The sequence below is a fragment of the Pseudomonas sp. 2995-3 genome (genome assembly GCF_002742565.1).
Classification (GTDB): Bacteria; Pseudomonadota; Gammaproteobacteria; order Pseudomonadales; family Pseudomonadaceae; genus Aquipseudomonas; species Aquipseudomonas edaphica.
Map to the genome: position 1 here is coordinate 153,793 of NZ_LJSB01000194.1, position 25,069 is coordinate 178,861.

The window sequence follows — 25,069 nt, forward strand, 5'->3', positions numbered from 1 at the left end:
TCAAGGGTGTCTCAGCGATGTAACACTGCACGTGACAAAGCCATGAATGCGCACCGGGCGGGCGATTCAAGCGAGGGAGGTGTTTCAAAAATGGACACTTGGGCGCGAGCAAACTCGCCGTTGCCGGCTGGCAGACTCAGCCCTTGGGGGCTTTACGCGGTATGGAATTGAGGACCGTGTTGCCGTCCTGGTTCTGGGTCAGGTAGACCGGCAGTACCTTGGGCAGGGAAGGCACGAGGTTGTTGACCTCGTTGATGTTGTAGATGCCGCCGATGCGAATCGCCCCGGTACTGGCATCTGCCAGCATCACCGGTTTGTTCAGGTAGCGGTTGATCAGCGGCAACGCGTCCGTCAGGGCCAGGTTGTCGAGTACCAGTTTGCCCTGGCGCCAGGCCAGGGTTGAATCATTGGGGTTAATCGCAGCGATTTGCGGGGTGGCATCGCCCAGGTTGTAAGTGGCCTGCATGCCTGGGGTAAGGGGCACGCTGGCGTGCTGCTTGTCACTGGAAATCTGCACCGAGCCTTCAAGCAACATCACCCGCACCTGGTCTTCATATTTCCAGACGTTGAACTGAGTGCCGGTCACCCGAACCTGGCCTTCGCCCGCTTTGACGATAAACGGGTGAAGGCGGTCATGGGTGACTTTGAAAAACGCTTCGCCCTTGTTCAAGGTTACGCGGCGTTCATCCTTGTAATGGCTGTAGACCAGTTCGGTGCCCAGGTTCAATTCAACCAGGCTGCCGTCGCCGAGGGTGACTTTGCGCAAGCCCGTGTCGGCTTCGAAATGCTCATAGGAACTGGGCAACCAGCCCGCTTCCCAGCCGGTAAAGGCGGCCAGCGGCAGGGCGGCGAGGCATATCGCGGCGGCCACCGCGTAAGTGCGCAAGCGGCTGCGCGGTTTTAACGGCAGCACAACCGCAGCAGGTTCGCTGCGTGGCAGGTGGTCAGCCACGTCCCAGATTTCCAGCATGGCCGCATACTCAAAGGCATGCAGCGGATGGGCGTCGTGCCATTGTTCAAAAGCCCGACGCTCGCCCGCCGAGCAATCACTGGCATGCAGGCGCATGCACCAATGCGCGGCGGCATCGGTGATCGCGTCATAGTCGTCTTCTGAAAGGGGCTGTTGAGTCATTAAACCGTCCTGATTTCCCACATTCTAACCTCCCAAGGCGGATGGCGAGAACAGCCGTCATGGCGATTGCACATCAATTGGAACTTATTCTCGTTTGGAAACATCAGAAAACACAGGACACGAGTCCGTCATTCCCACAATGGAGAACGAATATGCTGAAGAAAACCTTAGTCGCCCTGTGTGCAACCACCGCACTGCTCAGCGCCGGCGCCGCCCTGGCCGATAAGCCGGGCGCGGGCTGGATCACCATCGAAAAAGCCATTGAAACCGCCAAGACCAAGGCCGGCTATGTCGAGGTCTACAAAGCCGAAGCCGATGACAACGGTTACTGGGAAGTCAAAGGGCGCAAGTCCGATGGCATCGTGTATGAAGCGCGTATCGATGGCGCCTCCGGCAACGTTCTGCGCGATCAGAAAGACTGACGCGACTGGCGGGGGCTGCTCAAGCCCCCGGATCCAAAACACGACCCAAGTGCGTAATCAAGTAAGTCACTGAGTCGGCATTGGCCAAAATCGTGTCAATGCGTTTGTCGGCGTTACTCATGAAGACGTCGCGGGCATCCTTGAGGTCCTTGGTGCCGGTGGTGTTCAGGACTTTTTGTCTAACGTGAGCCGTTGCAGTGTCAGGCCCATAGTCTTCCCATTGCGCCGAGTAATCATCCCAGGTCTTGAACAGCATCGTCGCGGGCGTCATGGTGGAGAGCGCGGTTCTTTGCAGGTCCTCCAGGGTTGTTTTGAGTATCTGGGCGCCCGGTTTGGCCGCGTTGATCAAGTCGGTGAACGGCCGCATCGAGTCAAGATAGGCGATGTCTTCAGTCTCGAGCTTCAAGTGCGTCAGTTCGTGAATCAGGGTACTCGCCCTGGCGTGGGCGCAGAGGTCAAAAGGTGAATTCAAACGGTTCTGGTAACTGTCCATACCTGGATCAAAGAACCGATTGAGCAGGTACAGCTTGCGCTCCCTGTCTTCAGGAATGACAAACGCGTATTGGTGCGCTGCACTGACACGGCTGGTCCCACTGACAAAACGCTTGGAGTCGGCGCTGGTCAGGGTCGGATCGCTCAGTTCATCCAATATCAGGTCGACTATTTTCTCGACTCTGCTCAACTGGTCAGGTGTCAGGCTGACGACACCGAATAATTCACCTAAAAAGCGGCCTGCCCGGCTATCGGGCGCACGCTGTTTTGCAAACTGAACGATGTTGCGTTTGCAATTGACGGTGTAATAGATCGCAACGTTTAACCCTTCTGTGATGACTTGGGCTTTCCAACTCGAGAGTGCGGCAATTTCGCGCATGCCCGTCGCCTCGATATTGATCGCTGCCCGTTCGCCGGCCCGCGTGTGCATGCGCGACATGACTTTGCCATATCGCGGGTTATGCAGGCTGAGGTCCAGCACCCATTTACCTTGTGAATTACGGCCCACATACGCGCCCACATGCTTATCCTTGGACAGGCGCCAGCGCTCGGCGGTTTTCTTCACCGCGTACACCTTGCCTGCCAGTGGCACATAGTCTTTCAAGCTCGCCTTGTCCATGTACACATGGCTGGAAGCACTCTGTTCCAGGTCCTTCAATGCGACATCGTGAGCTTCGAAAGGCTGCAACCCGGTACGCGCGGGTGCGGTGATATCCAGGGTCGTCAGGTGGGGGGCCGCGGGCAGGGTTTCGTCTGACAGGTTGGCTTGTGATACTTCCGTTTCGGTAGGCGGCGGGGCTTCGGTGCCCTCAAGCTCATTGTGCAGGGCGGCCAAATGAGCCACGCCGATGATGAAATCCTTCAGGCCGGCCTTCCACTGATGCAACTGCAATGCATCGGCTGAACGTTTGAACATTTTGTAGCTTCGCCACACCGCCAGCGGATACGCGAGTTTTCCTGCCATGAACTGAGCGGCTGCGGGGATGCCCTCGCGCAGCAGGTAGATGACCCTGTCCCAGAGCGATTTCGCGCCTTTCTCGAATTGGCAGGCGAGCATTTTGAGCAATATCTGCGTGTTGTCGTCGAACAGGTAGTGAAGGGCATTGCCGGTGACGACGGTCGAGGCCAGGCGGATATCGAGGGGGCGATGACGGTTGTTTTGCAGCAAATTGCGGTAGGTTGCCTGATGCGTCGCCTCCAGGTGCAGCACCACCCAGTCCTGAAGCTCTCCAGGCTTGGTCAATTCATCCAGCAGCGCTTGCTCGTTCGCATACTCCTTGAGTGTATGGTTTTCGCTGTAGGGCGCGTACAGCACCAGCGGCCCAGCGCTGCGGGTTGTGGGACCAATCAAGTACATCCCCAGCACCTTGGCCAGGGAAGCACCTTCGGTGGCAATCAACTCCAAGGGTCTGAACATTGCCGTTGCCCCGTCGAGCTCAGCCCGCGCCAGTGCGTCCGGCATGTCGAATACCTGCTGAACATGGCTCAGTGCCTGCGCCGTCAGCCGCTCCTGCAGCCTTTGCTCATGGGCGTATTGCAGGGTTTGCCAGGGTAACTGTCGGCAATACAGGCCTCGGCGTTTACGGCCTTCATCCGTGTTAGCGTCCAGGTGGCTTTGCAACAACTTCTGGTAAGCGCTGTTCAGGTCCAGTTGGCGCACCATTTGCACCACGGCACTGGCATCCAATGTGGCCGGCAAGGCAGTCGCGTTGCGTGAGCGTGGGCGGATGTTTTCGGCGTCCAGGTCGGGCCAATGCCGCAAAGCAAAGTCGGTCAGGCTGCAGACATTCACGTCGAGCGCCTGATGCAACGGGATCATTACATCATCGGGGTTCAGTGGCTGTTCGGGATAGCGTGCCTTGAGCAACGCCAGAAGTGCCGTGTGCGCATGCTTGCCGATAGCGGTGATGCCATTGAGGTAGTCTTTTTCGTCAGGCGCACTGTTGTGATACTGCTCAAGCAGCTCGGCTTGATGAAGCTGATCCTGAGGGGGTGCCAAACCCAGCCAGACGGGCAGAGCCTGTTGATGGGTCATGGCACTCGCCACCGCCCTGGCCCGTGCAAGGTTGGTCGGCGCGGCGTGTTCCAAGGCCGTTTCAATGTGGTTTTGCAAGGCGCGAGCGGCCCATTTGCTCGCAAGCAATTGGTCGATACCGTCCATGACGAAATCGCTGTAGGTTTTCAGACGATTATCCAGCAAGTTGTCGTCAATGCGTTGCAGTGGCCCCAGACCATATGCCTGATGCGGCGCACGCAAGGAAATAGCCAGGTTTTCCAACAGGGGCAAGCGCTTGATCGGGTGCTCCAGGCGCTGACTCATCTCCTCGCGCAAGGCTTGCACCGAGGCGAATACCTCATACCCGCGCCGAGGCGTCCAGAGCACCGCCTGGCCCGAACGCTGCGGGTCGATGCCTCCGCGTTCAGTCAGCACAAACAGGTTGGCAAGCGCATGGGCGGTGTCGGATGTGCCAATGTTCAGTGTCAAGGTGTAGGCGTCCGGAAGAAAGCCGTTCAGGCCGTGGCGGGTCAAGCGTGCAAGGCTGTCGGTGCGTAGGACGGTGTCAATCACTGCCTGGCTGTTGGGCGGCAGTGTTTTGCCCAACAGTCTCAGTTCGGCTTCACTGCGCAACCCAAGCAGCATCGAGTGCGCCTGTTTTTTGCTCATGTTGCTGAGGAACAGCAATGGAAGCTGGCGCATCTCGTGGTTGGCAAACACCTTCAAGACTTGATCATTGATCATGTTGAAAGTACTCAGGGTCATGCTGGGTAACTTCTGCGCCAGATGCGGCTCGAGCTTGCTGTAAAACCCGGTTGTGACACTGTTGGGAACGCGCGAGGCTTCATCGCTCAGGCGTTCAATGAAGTGGTCAACCATGCTCACCGACGTCAACGAAGGACGCTCCTCGCGCTCTTGGGCACGGGTGGGATAAGTGTTGATATAGACCTCGTCGGCCTTGAGCGCCAGGCGCTGTGATTGCAGTTCTGCATTCAGGGCGAGGGTGACCATTGAGCGTAATGTCGGCTGATGTTTGCGCTCCGTGGCCAGTGCATCTTCAGTGGCACTGAGGCGCCGTAGCTGCACCTTGGCGTGCTCTGCCCGCACGGTGGATGGCCGGTCGTTGCCGCTGGTGACCGGGTGCGCCGTCCAGCGCCCTGCGGTTTCCAGCGTTGCGAGGCGGCTGTCCAGCATCGTGCGTATGTCCAGTGCGCAATCGAGCAGCGCATCCAGATTTATCTGGCCATCACTGCGTCGGTAAAGGTCCAGTGCGTGGTTCATATTACTGATCTGCTTGCCCGCAATGTCTTCGACCATGCCGGCAAAAACGTCACCCGCAATGGGTTGGGCGGCGATGTTAATCTGATCCAGGCCAATAAAGGTGTCGCGCTCATCCAGCGACAGGAAATTGAGCAGTTCATCTTCGTGGCCAGCGGCCTTGAGCATGCTCAATAGCGTGACTTTGAGATCTTCCATGTCTTTGAGTACTTGTACCCCACGCGACTGCGTGTACAGGTAGGCGTGGCTCTCGCTGATCAATAGCGTGCTGGCCAGTTCCACATAGTGCTGGTAGGGCGCATGCAGGCGTACTTTTTCCACGCTTAGTTCGTTGGCGTGAGCGTTGCGGGCGCCTTGGTCTGGTAGAAACAATGCCTGAAGGGTGTGGCTTTCGTCGGCGTTGAGAATTTGCGCCTGACGCTTGAGCAAGACATCCAGGCGGAATTTATCCGCCATGACCTGGGTGAAGAGTTTCAGGCGTGAGGTTTCGTTGCCGATGTCCTCGTTCCAATAAGTCTTCAGCAGGCTGTCCAGCAGTTTTGACAAGCTGCCGGATGTTTCTTTGATCAGGGTTTCCCAGTACTGCTGATCTTGTTCGCGTTCTACCGGGGTGAAGGCGCTGGTGACGTGTTTCGGGTTGAAATATTCACGGATCTGGTCCTGGGGCCAAGCATGTCTCACATAAAACTGCAGGAACGCTTCGCTCAATGGCAGGGAATTGACCCAGCGTCGCTGACCGCCTGCCGGGTCCTGGATAAAAAAATCGACCCGTGTATCGCGTTGATCCAGGTTGGGGAAGTACGAGCGCGCCATGATGCTGAGCAGCGTGTCGAGCATGCCGTACAGCGTGGGCGTCGTCTGCAGCTGCTCCAGTACGACGCGCACGTTGTCTTGCTGGCAGGCCTCCAGGACTTGCTCCTGGTCTTGCATGACGGCGCCTTCGACAAGGGTGGCGGTCAGCGTTATCGGCGTACTGGCGGGCAAGGCGTTGCGCTGTGCAATCGACAGAAAGCTCAACAATTGGACACGCTGCACCGCATCCGCCAGTTGCTCGGCGACGTCGACCAGCAGGCTGGCGTGGTCGTCAAACACCTGAATACCACCATAAGGCGTGTAAAGCAGTGCTTTGCCGTCGTCCGGGGCAGGGCTCATCAGAAAGGCGCCGGCAAGTGGAAAAGGCGGCTGGCCCGATACATTGATCAGCAGTCTTTCGACGCGCATGGGGTAGGTTTGCTGTTCGGGATCGTTACGTGCTGCATCGCTGGCTTGGTACACCGTGTGCAGCCAATCGAGGTCTTTGACGGTCAGCCCCAGCGCGCGCTCACGGTCGGTCGGCGAGTTTCTTTTAATCGGCAGCAGGAATTCGTCAAAAAAATATGCGGGGGTTACGCCGGTCATGGGCTTGCTCCGTTAAGTAGGGGAGTGACAGGCTAGGGAGGCGTGACCGGAGGGCGGGGGTAACTATTGAGGCCCGTCGCAAGTTGACAGCAGGCACAGTGCGTGGTGTTTAATCGAACACTTGAATGTCCATTCGTTGCCTCTCCTAATCATAAAAACGCCATCATAAAAACGGAGCTTCAAATGTCTGCGCAGTCTCCGACAGTTGCCAAGGCTTCAACCGCAATCGGCTTCACCGAGTTAGTGGCCCTGCTACAACAGGTTTTTGTGCGGCACGGTACGTCACCGCAAGTGGCGGCGATCCTTGCGCACAATTGCGCCAGCGCTGAACGTGACGGCGCGCATAGCCACGGCGTGTTTCGCATTCCAGGGTATGTGTCGACGCTCAACAGCGGCTGGGTCAATGGCAAGGCGGTGCCCGTGGTTGAGGATGTGGCCTCAGGCTTTGTGCGTGTGGATGCCGATAACGGCTTTGCCCAACCAGCACTGGAGGCCGCGCGCTCGCTGTTAGTGCGCAAGGCGCGCAGCGCCGGGATCGCGCTGCTGGCGATTCGAAACTCCCATCACTTTGCGGCTTTATGGCCCGATGTCGAACCTTTTGCCGAAGAAGGTCTGGTAGCGCTCAGCGTGGTCAACAGCATGACCTGCGTGGTGCCCCATGGCGCGGATCGACCGCTGTTCGGCACCAACCCTATTGCTTTTGCCGCGCCGCGCGCCGATGGGCCACCCATTGTGTTTGACCTGGCCACCAGTGCCATTGCCCATGGTGACGTGCAGATCGCAGCACGCAAGGGCGAGCGTTTGCCGCCGGGCATGGGCGTGGACAGCTTGGGCCAACCGACCCAAGATCCCAAAGCCATTCTTGAAGGCGGCGCGCTGTTACCGTTCGGTGGCCACAAGGGGTCAGCGCTGTCGATGATGGTTGAGTTGCTGGCGGCGGCGCTGACGGGCGGCAATTTTTCGTTCGAATTCGATTGGGCCGATCATCCCGGCGCGCGCACACCATGGACCGGCCAATTGCTGATCGTGATTGACCCTGGCAAAACCGCCGGGCAAGGCTTTGCCGAGCGCAGCCAGGAACTGGTGCGACAGATGCATGCGGCGGGGTTGCGGCGGTTGCCGGGGGATCGACGTCATCGCGCACGGGCGAAGTCGCAGGAAACAGGCATCGAGATTGATGCGCAGGAGCTCAAGCAGTTGCAGGCACTGGCAGAAGCATAAAAAGGGCTGCGCTATCAGCGCAGCCCCTGTGGTTTAGCCGCGACGACCCAACAAAAGGCCGACCACCAGGCCAAAGCCTGCGGAAATGGCCACGGTCTGCCATGGATGGCCACCGATATAGTTTTCGGTGGCGTCCACCACCGGCTTGCTGCGTTCACGCACGTTGGACACCGAGTCCAGTGCTTGCTTGAGCTTGATAGCGACCTGCTCACGCAGCGTTTCACCTTCTTCGCCTACCAGCGAAGCGCTGCTTTTGAGCAGCTTGTCCGACTCTTCGATCAAGGCCGTCAGTTCACTGAAAGCTTGATCCTTGATTTGATCTTCGACAGCTTGGGCGGCAGTTTTGCGGGCCATTGTGTGACTCCTTGCGAGTGAATGTGGCAGTGAACAATGGAGTGTCGGGCTTGGCTAAAAGTTGCAGTTTTTTTGCCGTGAGCGGCTTACGGGCAAAATCCGGATCAGGATATTTCGACCTACAGTGTAAGATGTCACCTATTTGTGCAGCAGGTAATTCAACATGAGCTTCAATCTGGCCAACAAAACCCTTGCCGAACGCGCCGAACTGGAAGATGAAAAGTCACGCCTTTACGATCTGTGGCAAACCAACCTGGGTAAGGCCAAGGGCGAAGCTGCGCGTTTGTTCGGCGAGCGTGCCAAGCGTAAGGGCAAGTGGGCCGAATGGGTCCGTGCCGAGCTGGACGGCATGTCGCCGCCGGAGTTTTCCAACATGGTGCGCAGCGAAGTCAACAAGCTGATGGCCGCCGCTAAGTAAAGCTGGCCACAATCGCTTCACGCACTTTGAGTAACAGCGGATCCAACTGCGCCTGGGTACGCCAACCCAGCTCCACCGGGTAGCGTGGCAACGCCAGTGGGCAAGTCAGTACGCGCAAGCCGGTCATCTGCGCAATCGCTTCGGCAGCATGCCCGGGAATCGTCGCCACCGCCGCGCTGCCCTTGAGCAAAAACGGCAGCCCGGCAAAGTGACTGGTGGACGCACACACCTGGCGGCTCAACCCTTTAGCCGCCAACCCTTCATCGGTAATCCCGATAAACCCGCCCGACGACACCAGTACATGTTCGCGTGCCACGAATTCCTCCAGGCTGATGCCGTCTTGGCCCGGCGCCAGGCTGTGTGGGTCGACCAGGCAGCGGTAATCGCCTTCGCCCAGCACGTGCCGGCTCAACCTGCGCTCGGCAAAGCCGCCGGCGGTGATCGCCAGGTCCAGGCTGCGCTCGAGCAGGGCGCCTGCCACGATTTGGCTGTGGGTCTGGCGGAAAATCACCCGCAGATTCGGCGCGCGCCGGGCAATTTCGGCCATCAGCCGCCGGCCATGGGCAATCTCGAAGTCATCGGACATGCCCAACACCACCGAGCGGCCCTGATAGTTCGGGTTGGCCGGGTTGATCATTGCCAGGCTCTGCCGACAACGGTCCAGTGCCTCGCTGATCACCGGTTTCAACTGATTGGCACGCAAGGTCGGCGCCAGCCCACGCCCGGTGCGCACGAACAGTGGGTCGCCGTACACGTCACGTAACCGCCGCAGGCCGGCGCTGATCGCCGATTGCGTGACGCCCAGGCGCAAGGCTGCGCGGCTGGCGCTGGACTCGTCGTGCAAGGCTTCGAAGGTTTTCAGCAGGTTCAAGTCAACTTGGGCGATATTTATTTGGCTCATATCATTTAGCACTGATGGGGGCTTTATTCATGATTGCCCCTCGCCGGAGAATGGGCAACCCCTTTAACTGGAGTGAACCTGATGCCCATTTCTACCGTGGCGGCGTTGCAGATCGGATCCTTGCCGGGTGGCAAGGCTGACACCCTGGCGCAGATCCTCACCTATGAGGACGCGATTGTGCGCAGTGGCGCGCAATTGGTGGTGATGCCCGAAGCGTTGCTCGGCGGTTATCCGAAGGGCGAAACCTTCGGCACGCAGTTGGGCTACCGCTTGCCGGAGGGGCGCGAAGCCTTTGCACGCTATTTTGCCAATGCCATCGATGTGCCGGGCGCCGAGACCGAGGCGCTTGCTGGCTTGTCCGCACGCACCGGCGCCAGCCTGGTACTCGGCGTGATCGAACGCAGTGGCAGCACGCTGTATTGCACCGTGCTGTATTTCGAACCCACCGGCGGCCTGGTGGCCAAGCACCGCAAGTTGATGCCCACAGGCACTGAGCGGCTGATATGGGGCAGGGGCGATGGCTCGGCCTTGCCGGTGATCGACGCGCAAGTTGGGCGTTTGGGCGGCGCGGTGTGCTGGGAAAACATGATGCCGCTGCTGCGCACGGCGATGTACGCCAAAGGCGTGCAAGTGTGGTGCGCGCCGACGGTCGATGAGCGTGAAATGTGGCAAGTGAGCATGCGCCACATCGCCCATGAAGGCCGCTGCTTTGTGGTGAGTGCCTGCCAGGTGCAGGCTTCGCCCGAGGCGCTGGGCACGCAGGTTGCCAACTGGCCGTCAGAGCGTCCGTTGATCGCCGGCGGCAGTGTGATCGTCGGGCCGATGGGTGACATCCTGGCAGGCCCACTGGTGGGTGAAGAGGGCTTGCTGACCGCGCAGATCAACACCGATGATTTGGTGCAGGCGCGCTATGACTACGATGTGGTGGGGCATTACGCGCGGCCGGACATATTCGAGTTGGTGGTGGATGAACGCGCCAAGCCGGGCGTGCGCACACTGACTGATTAAACACGGTAAAAATGTGGGAACTGGCTTGCCTGCGATGGCCTCAACTCGGTGTGCCTGATGTACCGAGGTGTCTGCATCGCAGGCAAGCCAGCTCCCACATCAGATCTTCAGCGTTTGGAAGATCTGAATGCCAACCACTCTTCGCGGGTAATCTCCCAAATGTCGCGTGGCAACGTACCTTCTACAAACTCACCCATCTGCGTGCGGATCAGGCGCATCCCGGTGCGCTCGGAAATCCGCCGCGACGCCAGGTTAGGCGCAGCCTTGGGCACGCGCATCCGCGGGCGTTTAAGCACATCGAACCAGTACTCCGTCACCGCCGCACAGGCTTCAGTCATAAAGCCCTGGCCTTGCCATTGCGGGCCCAGCCAGAACCCTCGGTTGTCGTCTTGCTCGTCCGTCAAGTTGATATTGCCGATCAACTGTTGCGGCGCGTGTTTGAGGCGGATCGACCAGTGCCATTGGTCGCCACGGGCCATGCCCGGCAAGGCCACCTGTTCCAGGTAGCGGCGAGCGCCGTCCGCCGGGTACGGCCAGGGCACCTCGGCAGACAGGTAACGCACCACGTCCCAGTGCGCGAATTGCGCCTGGGTGTCCTCGGCATCCTCCAGGGTCAATGGGTGCAGGATCAGTCTTTGAGTAAACAACGTCGGTTGCATGGCCGTTACCAGGTCGCAGTGTTGGGCAGGTCCAGGGTGCCGCGTTCCACAAAGCGCATGGTACCGAACAGGCCACCTGCGAGTTTGCCGCGCAGTGTGTAAGGCAGGTTGTTCAGGCTTTGGGTCTGGCTGAGACCCAAGGTCTGACGCAGCACAGAAAACGCCGAAACGCTCACCGGCACCATCAGCACTGTCTCGGAAAAGCGTGGGATGCTTCCGGCCTGATCGCTCACGCCGGACGCCAATGGGCGCCCATTCACGTCCAGGTCCAGGGCCACACCACTGTAGTCGATCGCCGTTTCATTGGGGTTTTGCACCCGCAGCTTCACGGCGAAACGCACTTCCAGGTCCTGGCTTTGCAGCGGCTCGATACCCACCACACTGATATTGACCGGGTCGCGATTGGGGAACAGCGCACAGGCGCTCAAGGTCAGCAGCAGTAACGATAGAACCATGAGCTTGCGCATAACAAAGGTGCTCCTATTTCGTGACGTCCGGATCCTGCATGACCTTGAGGGTAGAGGACTCCGGATCAAATTCATCCTCTTCCAGCTCTAAGAACTCCTCCGGCAAGAAAATGTTCAGCAGGATTGCACAGAACGCGCCCACCGTGATCGGCGATTCAAAGATGTTGTGCAGCGCCTTGGGCAGGTCGCGCAGCACTTGCGGTACAGCAGCCACACCCAGGCCCATCCCCAGGGAGATCGCCACGATCAGCACATTGCGCCGGTGCAGCCCGGCTTCGGCGAGGATCTTGATCCCGGCCACGGCCACGGTGCCGAACATGATCAGCGTGGCACCGCCCAATACCGGTTTGGGCATCAGTTGCAGCACCGCGCCGATCATCGGGAACAGCCCCAGCAGCACCAGCAGGCCGGCGATAAAGTACGCGACATAGCGGCTGGCCACGCCGGTAAGCTGGATCACGCCGTTGTTCTGGGCGAAGGTCACCATTGGCAGGCTGTTGAACGTGGCTGCCATCGCCGAGTTGAGGCCGTCGGCCAACAGGCCGGACTTGATGCGCTTGATGTACAGCGGGCCTTTGACCGGCTGCTGGGAAATCATCGAGTTGGCGGTCAGGTCTCCGGCAGCCTCCAGCGGCGAAATCAAAAAGATCACCGCCACCGGGATAAACGCCACCCAATCGAACGAGAACCCGTACTTGAACGGCACCGGCACGCTGATCAACGGCACCTGGGGCAGGGCGGCCAAATCCACACGGCCCATCATCCAGGCAACGACAAAACCCAGGGTCAAGCCGATCACGATCGAGCCCAGGCGCAGGAACGGGTTGCTGAAGCGGTTGAGGACCACGATGGTCAACAGCACCAGAGCTGCCAGCCCCATGTTGCCCGCTGCACCCAGGTCGCTTGCCCCAAAGCCGCCGGCCATGTCGGTGACGGCTACCTTGATCAGCGACAAACCCATCAAGGTAATGATGGTGCCGGTGACCACTGGAGTAATCAGCTTGCGCAGCTTGCCGATGAACTGGCTGAGCACCACCTCGATAAACGCGGCGAAAAAACAGATGCCAAAAATCGTCGAGAGAATCTCGTCGGTGCCACCGCCCCGCGCCTTGACCATGAACCCGGCGCTGAGGATCACGCTGATAAACGAAAAACTGGTGCCTTGCAGGCACAACAGGCCGGAACCCACCGGGCCGAATGTGCGCGCCTGCACAAAGGTGCCAAGCCCGGACACGAACAGCGCCATGCTCACCAGGTAGGGCACCTCGCTTTCCAGGCCGAGTACGCCGCCGACGATCAGCGTGGGCGTAATGATGCCGACGAAGCTGGCCAGCACATGTTGCAGCGCGGCAAAAATCGCCGCGGTGAAGTGCGGGCGGTCTTCCAGGCCGTAGATCAGGTCGGATTTATAGCGGGGGCGGGGAGCTTGAGCGTCAGACAAAGTGCAGGCTCGGGTCAGAAAATGGAGGCGCAGGATGCCAGAAAGTGTCGGCTGTCAGAAGTGTGAAAAAATATTTCGAAATGTACCGATTAATTTCTCAAGCCTGCCGATAGCCTGAATAGGCCCACACACCAATTAAAACAGTGGCGCCTGACGGTCCGAGACGCGCGTTGCCGCTAACGGATCGTGTCGCGGCAGGGATGCGCGCCAACACTACTTCTTGAGAGCACCGCTATGTCCCTTCGTAATCTGAATATTGCACCTCGCGCTTTTCTCGGTTTTGCGTTCATTGCATTGCTCGTTGTGATTCTTGGCGTGTTTGCGGTCAACCGCATGGGTACGATCCGCCAGGCCTCAGTAGATATGGGGACCAACCAGTTACCCAGCGTGAAGTTACTCGGCAACATGACCGAGAACGTACTGCGCTTGCGCATTCTCTCGTTCCGCATCTTGATCAACCGCGAGCCGGCCGCGCTCGAAGAGGCCAAAACCCGCGTGGCCGTGCTGGTCGACAAGGTCAAGCAGGCCCAGAGCGCCTATGCCGTTTTGCCGGCGGGTGCTGATGAGGCTGCTTTATACAAGTCTTTCACCGCCACGCTCGACAGCTATCTGGCCGCCCAGGCTGAAATGATGTCGTTGTCCCAGCAGAATAAAGTCGAGGACATGCGCACCCTCATCAATACGCGCATCAAGGACGGCACCGACCTGATGGGCGAGCAACTGAACAAACTGATCGCCATCAACAGTGCCGATGCCGACACGGCCGGCCGGGAAGCTGAAGGCAGCTACCAGCAGGCGGTGACGGGCATCGTCATTGTGGCCGTCGCGGCGGCGCTCATGACGGTACTGCTCGCCTGGCTGCTGACCCGCAGCATCGTCACGCCGCTGCGCAAAGCGTTGGAAGTGGCCGAAACCATTGCCGGTGGCAACCTCACCAAAGTTATCGAAGATGCCGGCAAGGACGAGCCTGCGCGCCTGCTGGGCGCCTTGTCGGCGATGCAAACCAACCTGCGCCAGACCATCCAGCACATCGCCGGCTCGGCCACGCAACTGGCGTCTGCCGCCGAAGAGCTCAGTGCGGTCACCGAAGAAGCCTCCAAAGGCCTGCAACAGCAAAACAACGAAATCGACCAGGCCGCCACGGCCGTCAACGAGATGACCGCCGCTGTCGAAGAAGTGGCGCGCAATGCGGTGTCCACCTCCGAAGCTTCCAGCCAGTCCAACCAGGCGGCGCGGGAAGGGCGTGACCGCGTGGTGGAAACCGTCGGTGCAATCCAGACCATGACCCAGGACGTGCAAAACACTGCGTTGATGATTGAAGGCCTGGCAACCCAGGGCCGTGATATCGGCAAGGTGCTCGACGTGATCCGCGCGATTGCCGAACAGACCAACCTGCTGGCGCTGAACGCAGCGATTGAAGCCGCGCGCGCCGGTGAAGCCGGGCGTGGGTTTGCGGTGGTGGCCGACGAAGTCCGCGCCTTGGCGCACCGCACGGCGCAATCGACTCAGGAAATTGAAAAGATGGTCGCCGGCATCCAGAGCGGTACCGGTGAAGCCGTGCAATCAATGCAACAGAGCAACCAACGCACCCAGACCACCCTGGAGCTGGCCCGCGCGGCCGGTGTGGCCCTGGAGCAGATCACCCAGTCGATCAGCTTGATCAACGAGCGCAACCTGGTCATCGCCAGCGCCTCGGAAGAGCAGGCCCAAGTGTCCCGTGAAGTGGATCGCAACCTCGTCAACATCCGCGACTTGGCAACTCAGTCGGCGGCGGGTGCCAACCAGACCAGCGCGGCCAGCCATGAACTGTCGCGCCTGGCGGTGGATCTGAATGGGATGGTCGCGCGGTTCGTTATCTGAATTGAGCACACGGGGGAGCACGCCGCTCCCCTTGATCAGACCTCACCTACGTCGACCCAGCGCTCCTCACGGGCGGCCAGGCGAATCGCCGTTGCCAGCCGCTCGACCGCCCAGGCGGCTTCAAAGTCAGTGCCCGCTGCACCTTGCCCCGCCAGCGCCATGACCAGCTCCTGCACTTCCAGGGTCTTCAGCTCGTTGTAACCCAGCTGATGCCCGGCAGCCGGGCTGAATGCGGCATAGCCGGGCAGGGCGGGGCCGGCGAGCACACGCTGGAAACCGTCCTGGCCGGCGCGGCATACGCGCAGTTCATTCAAGCGTTCCTGATCGAACGCCAACGTGCCTTGAGTGCCGCTGATTTCAAAACTCAGGTGGTTCTTGTAGCCCTGCTTGAGCCAACTGCTGCTCACGGTGCCACGGGCGCCATTGGCGAAACGCAGCAGTGCATGCACTTGGTCATCCACTGCAATGGGTTTGAGCGCGTTGCTGCCTTTGACGGCAGGGCGTTGGGCATGCACGGTGTGTGTGTCGGCACACACGCTCACCACGTCGCCCACCAGATAGCGCGCCATCGACAGCAGATGGCTGCCCAGATCCGCCAGCGCGCCACCGGCATGTTCCACTTCACAGCGCCATGACCACGGCGAGGCCGGGTCGGCCATGAAGTCTTCGCTGAACTCGCCCTGGAAGCTGATGATCTCGCCCAGTTCGCCGTCGACAATCATCTGCCTGGCCAGGCCAATCATCGGGTTGTGCTGGTAGTTGTAACCGACCCGGGTGACCACGCCGGCAGCACTTGCGGCACGGCGCATGGCGTCGGCCTGTTCCAGGCTGACCGCCAGGGGTTTTTCGCAATACACCGCCTTGCCCGCCGCAATGGCCGCCATGGCCATGGGGTAGTGCAAGTGATTGGGCGTGGTGATGGCCACCACATCAACATTAGGGTCGTTGACCAGCGCCTGCCAGTCACCGTGGGCCTGGGCAAAGCCCCAGGCCGTGGCGCAACGTTGGGCGCGTTCGGTGTCGGCATCGGCCAGCGCCGCCAGCTTGAGGTGTACCGGCAGTTCGAATACCGCGCGGGCATTGTTGAACGCCAGCGCATGGGCGCGCCCCATAAAGCCTGTACCGATCAAGCCGATTCCGAGTTCACGCATCGCCGTGGTCCTTTGGATTATTGTTGTCAGGAAGGCTATTAATGGAATAAAAATTCCCATAATTCAATAGATGGAATAAAAATTCATTAATCAGCCTGGGTAATGCAGGCATATTCAGGCCAGCGCCAAAACCCGTCAGTTAACAAAAGATAACGTAGCGCCGATTGTCAGACGATTCCAAAGCCCGATAGGATGGCCCCTGCTTCCTCCAGGCGCTCTAGATTGCAGGTTTCAGAGCCCGGGAAGGCGAGACCACCTAACAATAATAAATGGGGAGAAAGGTCTATGAGTGAGCCTGTCATGGGTTGGGCTGTTTGCCGCCCGCGCGCCGCACGCAGGGCTGCGATGCTGGCCACAGCGCTCTCGCTGCTTGGGGCGTTGTCGACACCCGCGCTGGCAACCGGCGACACCAGCAGCGCACAGCCGGTATTTGCAATTGAGTCTCCCAAGGCCGCCAAAGGCCTGATGATCGATGTCGTGCATGCCGGCAAGCGCCTGGTGGCGGTCGGCGATCGCGGGCACATCCTTTATTCCGATGACCAGGGCAACACCTGGACCCAAGCCAAAGTGCCGACCCGGCAACTGCTCACGGCGGTGTATTTCGTTGACGACAAACACGGTTGGGCGGTGGGCCATGACGCGCAGATCCTGGCCAGCACCGACGGTGGCGCCACCTGGGCTCAGCAATACCAGGACCTCAAGCGCGAAGCGCCATTGCTCGACGTGTGGTTCAAGGATGCCGAGCATGGCCTGGCCGTGGGCGCCTACGGTGCGCTGATCGAAACCACCGACGGCGGCAAAACCTGGGACGACGTGAGTGATCGCCTCGACAACGAAGACCAGTTCCACCTCAATGCCATCGCCGCTATCAAGGGTGCCGGGCTGTTTATCGTCGGCGAGCAGGGCAGCATGTTCCGCTCCAGCGACGACGGCCAGACCTGGGAAAAACTCGAAGGCCCCTATGAGGGCTCGCTGTTCGGAGTGATCGGCACCGCCCAGCCGCAGACCCTGTTGGCGTATGGCCTGCGCGGCAATCTCTACCGCTCCACCGATTTTGGCAGCACGTGGGAGCCAGTGGCGTTGAATGCGGCGCGTGGTGCCCTGGAGTTTGGCTTGTCGGGGGCGACGTTGCTCGATGACGGTGCCATCGTGGTGGTCGGCAACGGCGGCAGCGTGGTGATCAGCCACGACGACGGCCAGACCTTCAGCGTATTCAACCGCCCGGACCGCATTTCGCTCTCCTCGGTCACGGCGGCGGGCAATGGCAACTTGATTCTGGCGGGGCAGGGCGGCGTTCGTGTTGCCAAGCCAACCGGCGCTGAACTCGAAAAACAATAAGAAGGCGGGGAAAGAATGAGCAGTCATCACAACGATAAAGCGACCTTTCTTGAGCGCCTGATCTTCAACAACCGCCCGGCAGTGATCGTTATCTGCCTGCTGGTGAGTATTTTCCTGTTCTGGCAGGCGACCTTGATCCGCCCGTCCACCAGCTTTGAAAAGATGATCCCCCTCAAGCACCCCTTCATCGAAAAGATGATGGAGCACCGTAACGACCTGGCGAACCTGGGCAACACCGTGCGCATCTCGGTGGAGGCCAAGGATGGCGACATCTTCTCGAAGGAGTACATGGAGACGCTGAGGCAGATCAACGACGAGGTGTTCTACATCTCCGGCGTTGACCGCTCGGGCCTCAAGTCGCTGTGGAGCCCCAGCGTGCGCTGGACCGAAGTCACCGAAGAGGGTTTTGCCGGCGGTGAAGTGATCCCGCAAAGCTACAACGGCTCGCCGCAAAGCCTCGACCAACTGCGCAACAACGTGCTCAAGTCCGGCCAGGTCGGGCGTCTGGTGGCCAACGATTTCAAGTCGAGTATCGTCGATATTCCTTTGCTGGAGTCCTACCCGGACCCGCAGGACCAAGGCAAGTTGCTGGCCCTGGACTACCGCAAGTTTTCCCATGAACTCGAAGACAAGATCCGCGACAAATTCGAAGCGCAAAACCCCAACGTCAAGATCCATATCGTCGGTTTCGCCAAGAAGGTCGGTGACCTGATCGACGGCCTGGTAATGGTGGTGATGTTCTTCGGCATCGCGTTTGTGATCACCTTGATTCTGCTGTTGTGGTTCACCAACTGCCTGCGCAGTACTGTCGCGGTGTTGAGTACCACGCTGGTGGCGGTGATCTGGCAATTGGGGCTGATGCACTTTTTCGGCTTCGGCCTGGATCCCTATTCGATGCTGGTGCCGTTCCTGATCTTTGCCATCGGTATTTCCCATGGCGTGCAGAAGATCAACGGCATCGCCCTGCAATCCAGCGAGGCAGATAACGCCCTGACCGCGGCACGGCGCACGTTCCGGCAACTGTTCCTGCCCGGCATGATTGCGATCCTCGCCGACGCCGTGGGCTTTATCACGCTGCTGATCATCGACATCGGCGTGATCCGTGAACTGGCCATCGGCGCGTCCATCGGCGTGGCGGTGATTGTGTTCACCAACCTGATCCTGCTGCCGGTGGCGATCTCCTATGTCGGTATCAGCAAGCGCGCGATCGCCAAGAGCAAGAAAGACGCGCACCGCGAACACCCGTTCTGGCGCCTGCTGTCCAAATTCGCCAGCGCGAAAGTTGCGCCAGTCTCGATCCTGCTCGCGCTGGTCGCCTTCGGCGGCGGCCTCTGGTACAGCCAGAACCTCAAGATCGGCGACCTCGACCAGGGCGCGCCGGAACTGCGCCCGGACTCGCGCTACAACAAAGACAACAACTTCATCATCAGTAACTACTCCACCAGCTCCGATGTGCTGGTGGTGATGGTCAAGACCAAGGCCGAAGGCTGCTCGCGTTATGAAGCCATGGCGCCCATCGACCAGTTGATGTGGAAGATGCAGAACACCGAGGGCGTGCAGTCGGCGATCTCGCTGGTGACCGTGTCCAAGCAGATGATCAAGGGCATGAACGAGGGCAACCTCAAATGGGAAACCCTGTCGCGTAACCCCGACGTACTGAACAACTCCATTGCCCGCGCCGACGGCCTGTACAACAACAATTGCTCACTGGCGCCGGTGCTGGTGTTCCTCAACGACCACAAGGCCGAAACCCTCGACCGCGCCGTGCATGCGGTGCAGGACTTCGCCAGGGAAAACAACAAGGACGGCCTGGAATTTATCCTCGCCGCCGGTAACGCCGGGATCGAAGCTGCCACTAACGAGGTGATCAAGCAGTCGGAGCTGACCATCCTGATTCTGGTGTACCTGTGCGTGGCCACCATGTGCATGATCACCTTCCGCTCCTGGGCGGCGACCCTGTGCATCGTGTTGCCGCTGGTGCTGACCTCAGTGCTGGGCAACGCCCTGATGGCGTTCATGGGCATCGGGGTCAAGGTCGCAACCTTGCCGGTGGTGGCGCTGGGCGTGGGGATTGGCGTGGACTACGGCATTTACATCTACAGCCGCCTGGAAAGCTTCCTGCGCGCGGGCCTGCCGTTGCAAGAGGCCTACTACCAGACGCTCAAGTCCACCGGTAAAGCCGTGCTGTTCACCGGCCTGTGCCTGGCCATCGGTGTGTGCACCTGGATCTTCTCGGCTATCAAGTTCCAGGCCGACATGGGCCTGATGCTGACCTTCATGCTGCTCTGGAACATGTTCGGTGCGCTGTGGCTGTTGCCGGCACTGGCGCGGTTCCTGATCAAACCCGAGAAGCTGGCGGGGCAGAAGGGCAACTCGCTGTTTGCGCACTGAGCGTGCTTGACCACAGGCAATTTGGAAACAAACGCCCGACCTGACCCGTCGGGCGTTTTACTGTGTGCCTACCGATGGCGAAGCCGTGCCTTGTTTTGCACGCTACAGGCCTGCCACGGCTGGCGGGATTTGGGTCCTGCGGGTGCGTTCGGTGGCCAGGCGCTTGAGCACGCTACCGCCTTTTACGCGTAGGCTCATATCGAACGACCAATTGCCTTGCTCGTCGACTTTTAAGCGAGGTCCGCGGGTGCCTGAACTCGCGCGAACGATCGACACACGCTCGTCGTCGAGCATGATGACCTTGAAAAGAATCCCATAGACGTTCAAGTGCCAGGCGTTGTCGATCCGGTATAGCCCTCGGTACGGGCCGTCAGACGAAGCTTCAGGCAGCGCTTCAAAACAGGCAAAGCCGAAAAAGCTGGTGACGTTCGCCCAATGCCCATACGGCATTCTGTTTTGGAAAAAGGTGTATCCAAATTCCAGTGCTGAATCTAGCTTTTTGTTGGCTCCGTAGTAGTAGCCAATGACGTTTTCCGTCAGTACCACGTTGCTGGAGAGCTGCCGTCCCTCTTGGGATTGACGCGGCGCGGGCGGGCGTAACGCCTGGTCTTTGAGCGTGGCGTCCACAGGCTCGGTGGTCGAGGCAACCGGCATGCTTTCAGCGAGCAGGATAGCCAGGTTGAGTGTCATGTCGGCTATGGCCACTTCGCGTGTGATGGGGTCATTGCTATTGAGTGCAGGCAGGTCAGGCGTCAATTGATTCACCAGTGTGCCTAGCCAGGCGGTCAGCAAAACCGGTGCTCGATGTTGCGGCTGCAGTAACGCATCAAACGGGCCGCCGCCCATTTCCAGCAATGCTGCCCAGCGTTTTGTTTTATTCAGCGGCGCGCCATCACCTCCCACATTGGTCAGCGCCTCTACGATGTAGAAGTAGAGGAAGGACTGGGCGCTGGAGAAGTTCATGCTTGTCAGCGATTTGTCGACCTCGCGTTGATCGGCCAGTTGTGCCGTGGGTAGGGGTGAATCGGGTACAGACTCGGCATTCAGGCCAACATCCAGGGGATGGGGTGCCAGGAGGCCACCGTTGTCATAGACAGCCCGGGCTTCATCGGACATCCAGGCCAGCACACTGTCGTGCAGTTCTCCTGGCTGCGAGATAGCATTCAACAGCGCGTCGCGTGTGGCGAACTCACATAAGGCGTGTGCATAAAAGGGGCGGTAAAGCAGATGGGGGCCTTTGCTCTTGTCCTGCGCTTCGATGATGAACATAGCGCTGACGACGTCAGGTTCCGCTTGCGCTGCGCGCAACAGTGCCAACGGTTGAATGATCACCGATGGGGTGTCGACGAAGCCTTTGCTGCCAATGGAGGCTTCGTTGGCGTTGTGCTGCAGCAGCGTGGCAACGTATCCGGCGGCCAGTGCGCTGACACTGCTCGGTTGTTTCAGATGCAACTCCAGCGCCTGCAACGGTAGTTGATAACATAGCTGGGCGACGAGCTGGCGCTTGCGCGCGAAAGACTCTGGCGTGTGATTCAATAACTGTGTTTCGAGGTAGTCGGAATAAGCCTTGCCGATGTCGAGTCTCTCAATTAGCCCGCCGTTGCGGGTGATGAAGTCCGCCGTCAACCATCCAGGCAGGGGCAGGCCGTCACGGTGCGCCAGGGTAAAGGTGCCAGCAGGGCGGCCTTTCAGGCAGGTGATCACCAGGTCTGTCAGGCTCATCGACTCAGTGGAAATGCCCTGTGCGGTGTCTTCAGCGTCAGCAGCAGGGGTCACCGTGACAAGCACTTTGTCGGGCGCATAGGTCTCGGGTAGCGCAGCCTCTTCGTCGCTCGCGGGCAGGCTTTGCTGCTCGGCGTCGAGCGCCTTTGACAAGGCTGCGGTGGTGAAGGCGTTGATGTCCGTAATGCCGCTGAAAAAGGTATGGCCCCTGCTGAGCCGCTTACTGTTCGCCAACCCCAAACTGTAGCGGGAGTAGTTTTTTTTGGGGATGTGCGAGGCGTTTTGGAGCCAGTCTGGCAGTTGCGGGCTCAGCACGTTCTGAAACTGTGCCTGGACTTGGGTCGTGTTGGCAAAGCAGGGCGTCGGGTCACTGAGCTCATGGTAAAGCGCTTGCAGCTTAGCCTTCCCGAAGGAGCAGGGCAGTTTCACGGCTTCAATGTTGAGTAATTGTTGATTCAGGATCAGTTCGGCTTGATGCCCGAACGCATCGCCATAAACCTCGTAACGTTTGCAGCTCAGCGAATCGACGCTGTATTGAGCGGTGAGGGCGCTGCCCCAATGCTGGTTAAAGGCATCCATTGAGCTAAATGTTTCGATTTTTCCACCCGGATGGCATAACAGAACGACCGTATGCGTATTGACGGTACGCTCCAGCAACAGCTCGGGGGCGAATAAAACCGAGTTGCCGCTGGCGCTGTTCAGGTAGGTTTCCAGTTCGTAGACAAGGGTGTTGCTGTCGTTATTTTGCTGACGCGGATAACTGTCAGGGAAGTCAATGACCTGTTGTACCGTCTCGCGCTCAATATCGCTCAAGCCTGGCTGGGTCAGCACTGAAATCTGCAGCGCTTGTACCAAGCTCTCACTGAGTAAACTCCAACGGCTGGGTAGCTCGCCGGCCGGGTTCCAATAGGCCGTCAAGGCATCTTGCAGGCCGATCGGCAGCGACCAGGCCAGTTCGCCAATCAGTGCCTCGACCTGCATCATGTCCAGCGCGTCACCGGCGGGGGTGGTGATGGGCGTGGGTGCCTGCTCAGTGAGGAAAAAGGCGTGCGAGCCTACCGCGCTAAAGTCCAAGGCGGCCCCATCGGCCAGATAGTCCAGCGCTTTTGTCGTGAGTCGCTCGAAGGTATAGCGCCCATCGGCCTGGGGCGTCGCCAGTTGGGTGCGGGAAAGGTCCAGCGCCATCCCCGGGTATTTTTGCGTAAGGGTTGTCGCCAACATTTGCTCAACGACGGCTTCAAGCCTGGGACGGTCTGCGAACTGCGCGCTGACGGTAGCGCCCATGCTTGGGCATTGCGCGAGCATCACATCGCTGGTAGGCGGCTCGTTGATGGACGGTGGTAGCATTTTTTGAGGTCTCCACGATTGGTTAATCGAACATCACAGGTGTCATGGCGAGTTAACGTCGATCTCGTGGTAAAGGAGCGGTATCTGGGTACTGCATGATGCGCGTTGGTGTGTTTGAGGCAGGGTTTTAGGCTGATGCAGTAATTTGCCCTATCATGAGCGCTTTCCCCTTGATGATTGATGTCTATGACTGCCGACACCGCTACCTTGCTGCATGCTTTTGAAGACTGCCAGATGGTTGAAATCGATGGGCTGCACACCTTTGATTTCAGCCTGGATGACCAGAAACTGTTGGTCATTTGCATGGACGGTCGCGCCGAAAAGCGCTGGAGCTTCAGCCTGGAGCAAGTCAAAGCAGCAGTGTTTGATCCCACCTTGCAAAGCTGGACCCTTACCGGTGACTCGGGCGAGCATCGCCTGGTCTGCATGAGCGGCGTCACCGGCAACAATAACGACGAGGACGAAGCGGATGATGATGCGTAAATTCTGGCCCCTGTTGATGGCGGGCAGTGTCGGTGCGATGTCGGTGCAAGCCGCGCCGGCCGACACCTATGAACTGTTGGTCGGCAGCTACACCGCCGGCACCAGCGAAGGTATTTACCGCCTGCAATTTGACAGCCGCACCGGCCAATTCAGCGGCAAACCCGTGCTGGCGGTTAAAGCGGCCAACCCCTCGTGGCTGACGATTTCCAAAGACCGCAAGCACCTGTTTGTGGTCAACGAGAACGGCCCAGGGCAAAAAGATCCGGTCGGCCGCGTCAGCAGCTACAGCATCGACCCGCAGAATCATCAGCTCAGCCTGATCAACCAGGTGCAGAGCCTGGGCAACGAACCGACCCATTCCAGCCTGGCCGCTGATGGCCGTTACCTGTTCGTCGCCAACTATTCGGTGCTGGAAGACCCGGGCGGCAGCCTGGCCGTGCTGCCGGTTGACGCCAACGGCAAGCTGTCGGCGCCGGTGCAGTTGAGCGGGCACCCGGCCAGCCGCGTGAACCCAGAGCGTCAGGCCTCCAACCACGTGCACTCGGTGGTGTCGTCGCCGGATGGCAAGTATGTGTTTGTACAGGACCTTGGCGCCGACAAGGTGTTTGCCTACCACTACGATCCCAAGGCCAACCACGAACTGCCCTTGACCCCGGCCGACCCCGCCTTTGTGCAATTGCCACCGGGCAGCGGCCCGCGTCACCTGTTGTTCAGCGCCGATGGCAAGCATGCCTGGCTGACCACTGAAATGAGCGCTCAGGTGGCTGTGTTCGATTACAACGACGGCAAGCTCAGCCAGACCCAGTTGGTCGATTTTGCCGCCGGGCAGCCGGTTTCCGACAAGGCCGGTGCGGCCGTACACGCCTCAAGCGACGGCAAATTCCTGTACGTGAGCAACCGTGGCACGGCCAACCAGGTGCTGGTGTTCAGCATCGACCCGGCCACCGCGCACCTCAAGGAACTGCAGCGCCGTTCGGTAGAAGGTGACCACCCGCGCGAGTTCAGCCTGGACCCGAGCGGCAAGTTTTTGCTGATCGCCAACCAGAAAAGCAATGAAATCGTGGTGGTCGAACGCGACCCCAAGACCGGCCTGCTGGGTAAAACCGTGCAGAAACAGTCGATCGATGCGCCCAGCGACCTCAAGTTCCTGGTGCGTCAATAAGCCACAGGCCCCGCAGTGCGGGGCCTGACCCTTTGTATTAATTCTATTAATAGCGGCTACTGTTTCAAAGCATTTCTAAGGTTTAACCCTCGGGCGTAAGTTTGGTTCCAAGGCCTTCCCTGGCCACCTAACCAAACGAATACAAGGGTTACCGCCATGAACTTGAACCTCTTCTCCATCATCGCTGCTTCCGCTGTTTCCGCCACCGTGGCATTGCCTGCGGCCGCCAGCGTGGAAGTCACCGGCAAAAAATCCACCACCACCGCCTACACCCAGAAATACCTGCAACAAAGCGCCAACTTCTATGCCGCACTGGATCACAAAGCCCAGCACTGAGCTTGAGCCAAGCGACGGTCAAATGTGGGAGCTAGCTTGCCTGCGATGAAATCGATGCGGTGGATCAGTTACACCGAGTCGTCGGCATCGCA

Annotated in this window: 19 protein-coding genes; 10 read left to right on the forward strand and 9 right to left on the reverse strand. The window is 59.4% G+C overall.

Annotated features, from left to right (window positions below):
* Positions 1 to 136: 136 nt before the first annotated feature.
* Complete coding sequence (locus AOA62_RS17665; RefSeq protein ID WP_017138133.1) at positions 137 to 1,132, reverse strand: FecR family protein; 996 nt, start codon at positions 1,130 to 1,132, stop codon at positions 137 to 139.
* Between the two features lie 152 nt (positions 1,133 to 1,284).
* Between AOA62_RS17665 and AOA62_RS17670 the strand changes: the two genes are divergently transcribed.
* Entirely contained in the window at positions 1,285 to 1,554 is a 270-nt protein-coding gene (locus AOA62_RS17670) for a PepSY domain-containing protein (RefSeq protein WP_017138134.1), read from the forward strand.
* A gap of 19 nt (positions 1,555 to 1,573) precedes the next feature.
* On the opposite strand, the gene AOA62_RS17675 is transcribed toward AOA62_RS17670, so the two are convergent.
* Complete coding sequence (locus AOA62_RS17675; RefSeq protein WP_099549306.1) at positions 1,574 to 6,718, reverse strand: DUF6543 domain-containing protein; 5,145 nt, start codon at positions 6,716 to 6,718, stop codon at positions 1,574 to 1,576.
* Positions 6,719 to 6,901: 183 nt separating this feature from the next.
* On the opposite strand from AOA62_RS17675, the gene AOA62_RS17680 reads away from it, so the two are divergent.
* Positions 6,902 to 7,939, forward strand: a complete 1,038-nt coding sequence (locus tag AOA62_RS17680) for an Ldh family oxidoreductase (protein WP_099549307.1) — start codon at positions 6,902 to 6,904, stop codon at positions 7,937 to 7,939.
* Positions 7,940 to 7,972: 33 nt separating this feature from the next.
* Here AOA62_RS17680 and AOA62_RS17685 read toward each other — a convergent pair whose 3' ends face one another.
* Positions 7,973 to 8,293, reverse strand: coding sequence for a YqjD family protein (locus AOA62_RS17685; protein ID WP_017138137.1), 321 nt, complete (start codon positions 8,291 to 8,293; stop codon positions 7,973 to 7,975).
* A 163-nt stretch (positions 8,294 to 8,456) separates the two neighbouring features.
* Between AOA62_RS17685 and AOA62_RS17690 the strand changes: the two genes are divergently transcribed.
* Positions 8,457 to 8,711 carry a hypothetical protein gene (locus AOA62_RS17690; protein WP_003190904.1) on the forward strand — a complete coding sequence of 85 codons (255 nt, stop codon included), beginning with the start codon at positions 8,457 to 8,459 and terminating at the stop codon, positions 8,709 to 8,711.
* Here AOA62_RS17690 and AOA62_RS17695 read toward each other — a convergent pair.
* Complete coding sequence (locus tag AOA62_RS17695; protein ID WP_099549308.1) at positions 8,704 to 9,612, reverse strand: LysR family transcriptional regulator; 909 nt, start codon at positions 9,610 to 9,612, stop codon at positions 8,704 to 8,706. The two genes, AOA62_RS17690 and AOA62_RS17695, sit on opposite strands and share 8 nt — an antisense overlap.
* Positions 9,613 to 9,693: 81 nt before the next feature.
* Between AOA62_RS17695 and AOA62_RS17700 the strand changes: the two genes are divergently transcribed.
* Positions 9,694 to 10,620 (forward strand): carbon-nitrogen hydrolase family protein, encoded by a 927-nt coding sequence (locus AOA62_RS17700; protein WP_099549309.1) that lies wholly within the window; start codon positions 9,694 to 9,696, stop codon positions 10,618 to 10,620.
* Positions 10,621 to 10,727: 107 nt separating this feature from the next.
* On the opposite strand, the gene AOA62_RS17705 is transcribed toward AOA62_RS17700, so the two are convergent.
* The 3 genes from AOA62_RS17705 to AOA62_RS17715 are packed head-to-tail and all read right to left on the reverse strand — an operon-like array spanning position 10,728 to position 13,187.
* On the reverse strand, positions 10,728 to 11,279 hold the full coding sequence (locus AOA62_RS17705) for a GNAT family N-acetyltransferase (RefSeq protein WP_017138140.1): 552 nt from the start codon (positions 11,277 to 11,279) through the stop codon (positions 10,728 to 10,730).
* Positions 11,280 to 11,284: 5 nt separating this feature from the next.
* Positions 11,285 to 11,746, reverse strand: a complete 462-nt coding sequence (locus AOA62_RS17710) for an LEA type 2 family protein (RefSeq protein WP_017138141.1) — start codon at positions 11,744 to 11,746, stop codon at positions 11,285 to 11,287.
* 13 nt (positions 11,747 to 11,759) lie between these two features.
* Complete coding sequence (locus tag AOA62_RS17715) at positions 11,760 to 13,187, reverse strand: nucleobase:cation symporter-2 family protein (protein ID WP_017138142.1); 1,428 nt, start codon at positions 13,185 to 13,187, stop codon at positions 11,760 to 11,762.
* A gap of 234 nt (positions 13,188 to 13,421) precedes the next feature.
* Here AOA62_RS17715 and AOA62_RS17720 point away from each other — a divergent pair, with 234 nt between their 5' ends.
* Positions 13,422 to 15,047, forward strand: coding sequence for a methyl-accepting chemotaxis protein (locus AOA62_RS17720; protein WP_099549310.1), 1,626 nt, complete (start codon positions 13,422 to 13,424; stop codon positions 15,045 to 15,047).
* Between the two features lie 35 nt (positions 15,048 to 15,082).
* Here the strand turns inward: AOA62_RS17720 and AOA62_RS17725 are convergent, their stop codons facing one another.
* Positions 15,083 to 16,198 (reverse strand): Gfo/Idh/MocA family protein, encoded by a 1,116-nt coding sequence (locus AOA62_RS17725; protein WP_099549311.1) that lies wholly within the window; start codon positions 16,196 to 16,198, stop codon positions 15,083 to 15,085.
* Between the two features lie 300 nt (positions 16,199 to 16,498).
* Here AOA62_RS17725 and AOA62_RS17730 point away from each other — a divergent pair, with 300 nt between their 5' ends.
* Both AOA62_RS17730 and AOA62_RS17735 read left to right on the forward strand, forming a co-directional pair.
* Positions 16,499 to 17,536 carry a YCF48-related protein gene (locus AOA62_RS17730; RefSeq protein WP_178075643.1) on the forward strand — a complete coding sequence of 346 codons (1,038 nt, stop codon included), beginning with the start codon at positions 16,499 to 16,501 and terminating at the stop codon, positions 17,534 to 17,536.
* A 15-nt stretch (positions 17,537 to 17,551) separates the two neighbouring features.
* Positions 17,552 to 19,927, forward strand: a complete 2,376-nt coding sequence (locus tag AOA62_RS17735) for an RND family transporter (RefSeq protein ID WP_099549313.1) — start codon at positions 17,552 to 17,554, stop codon at positions 19,925 to 19,927.
* A 102-nt stretch (positions 19,928 to 20,029) separates the two neighbouring features.
* On the opposite strand, the gene AOA62_RS17740 is transcribed toward AOA62_RS17735, so the two are convergent.
* Positions 20,030 to 22,996, reverse strand: a complete 2,967-nt coding sequence (locus AOA62_RS17740) for a DUF6543 domain-containing protein (protein WP_099549314.1) — start codon at positions 22,994 to 22,996, stop codon at positions 20,030 to 20,032.
* 186 nt (positions 22,997 to 23,182) lie between these two features.
* Between AOA62_RS17740 and AOA62_RS17745 the strand changes: the two genes are divergently transcribed.
* From AOA62_RS17745 to AOA62_RS17755, 3 genes are all read left to right on the forward strand, one after another.
* Complete coding sequence (locus tag AOA62_RS17745; RefSeq protein ID WP_099549315.1) at positions 23,183 to 23,479, forward strand: DUF5629 family protein; 297 nt, start codon at positions 23,183 to 23,185, stop codon at positions 23,477 to 23,479.
* Complete coding sequence (locus tag AOA62_RS17750; protein ID WP_099549316.1) at positions 23,466 to 24,641, forward strand: lactonase family protein; 1,176 nt, start codon at positions 23,466 to 23,468, stop codon at positions 24,639 to 24,641. The genes AOA62_RS17745 and AOA62_RS17750 overlap by 14 nt, the downstream gene beginning before the upstream one ends.
* Before the next feature lie 156 nt (positions 24,642 to 24,797).
* The gene (locus tag AOA62_RS17755) at positions 24,798 to 24,977 is read left to right on the forward strand and encodes a hypothetical protein (protein ID WP_017138150.1); all 180 of its coding nucleotides are present in this window, start codon (positions 24,798 to 24,800) and stop codon (positions 24,975 to 24,977) included.
* The last annotated feature ends 92 nt before the right edge of the window (positions 24,978 to 25,069 follow it).

Coding starts and splice junctions, on each gene's coding strand:
- AOA62_RS17665 (WP_017138133.1), bottom strand. CDS start 1,132: ATGACTCAACAGCCCCTTTCAGAAGACGACTATGACGCGATCACCGAT.
- AOA62_RS17670 (WP_017138134.1), top strand. CDS start 1,285: ATGCTGAAGAAAACCTTAGTCGCCCTGTGTGCAACCACCGCACTGCTC.
- AOA62_RS17675 (WP_099549306.1), bottom strand. CDS start 6,718: ATGACCGGCGTAACCCCCGCATATTTTTTTGACGAATTCCTGCTGCCG.
- AOA62_RS17680 (WP_099549307.1), top strand. CDS start 6,902: ATGTCTGCGCAGTCTCCGACAGTTGCCAAGGCTTCAACCGCAATCGGC.
- AOA62_RS17685 (WP_017138137.1), bottom strand. CDS start 8,293: ATGGCCCGCAAAACTGCCGCCCAAGCTGTCGAAGATCAAATCAAGGAT.
- AOA62_RS17690 (WP_003190904.1), top strand. CDS start 8,457: ATGAGCTTCAATCTGGCCAACAAAACCCTTGCCGAACGCGCCGAACTG.
- AOA62_RS17695 (WP_099549308.1), bottom strand. CDS start 9,612: ATGAGCCAAATAAATATCGCCCAAGTTGACTTGAACCTGCTGAAAACC.
- AOA62_RS17700 (WP_099549309.1), top strand. CDS start 9,694: ATGCCCATTTCTACCGTGGCGGCGTTGCAGATCGGATCCTTGCCGGGT.
- AOA62_RS17705 (WP_017138140.1), bottom strand. CDS start 11,279: ATGCAACCGACGTTGTTTACTCAAAGACTGATCCTGCACCCATTGACC.
- AOA62_RS17710 (WP_017138141.1), bottom strand. CDS start 11,746: ATGCGCAAGCTCATGGTTCTATCGTTACTGCTGCTGACCTTGAGCGCC.
- AOA62_RS17720 (WP_099549310.1), top strand. CDS start 13,422: ATGTCCCTTCGTAATCTGAATATTGCACCTCGCGCTTTTCTCGGTTTT.
- AOA62_RS17725 (WP_099549311.1), bottom strand. CDS start 16,198: ATGCGTGAACTCGGAATCGGCTTGATCGGTACAGGCTTTATGGGGCGC.
- AOA62_RS17730 (WP_178075643.1), top strand. CDS start 16,499: ATGGGTTGGGCTGTTTGCCGCCCGCGCGCCGCACGCAGGGCTGCGATG.
- AOA62_RS17735 (WP_099549313.1), top strand. CDS start 17,552: ATGAGCAGTCATCACAACGATAAAGCGACCTTTCTTGAGCGCCTGATC.
- AOA62_RS17740 (WP_099549314.1), bottom strand. CDS start 22,996: ATGCTACCACCGTCCATCAACGAGCCGCCTACCAGCGATGTGATGCTC.
- AOA62_RS17745 (WP_099549315.1), top strand. CDS start 23,183: ATGACTGCCGACACCGCTACCTTGCTGCATGCTTTTGAAGACTGCCAG.
- AOA62_RS17750 (WP_099549316.1), top strand. CDS start 23,466: ATGATGATGCGTAAATTCTGGCCCCTGTTGATGGCGGGCAGTGTCGGT.
- AOA62_RS17755 (WP_017138150.1), top strand. CDS start 24,798: ATGAACTTGAACCTCTTCTCCATCATCGCTGCTTCCGCTGTTTCCGCC.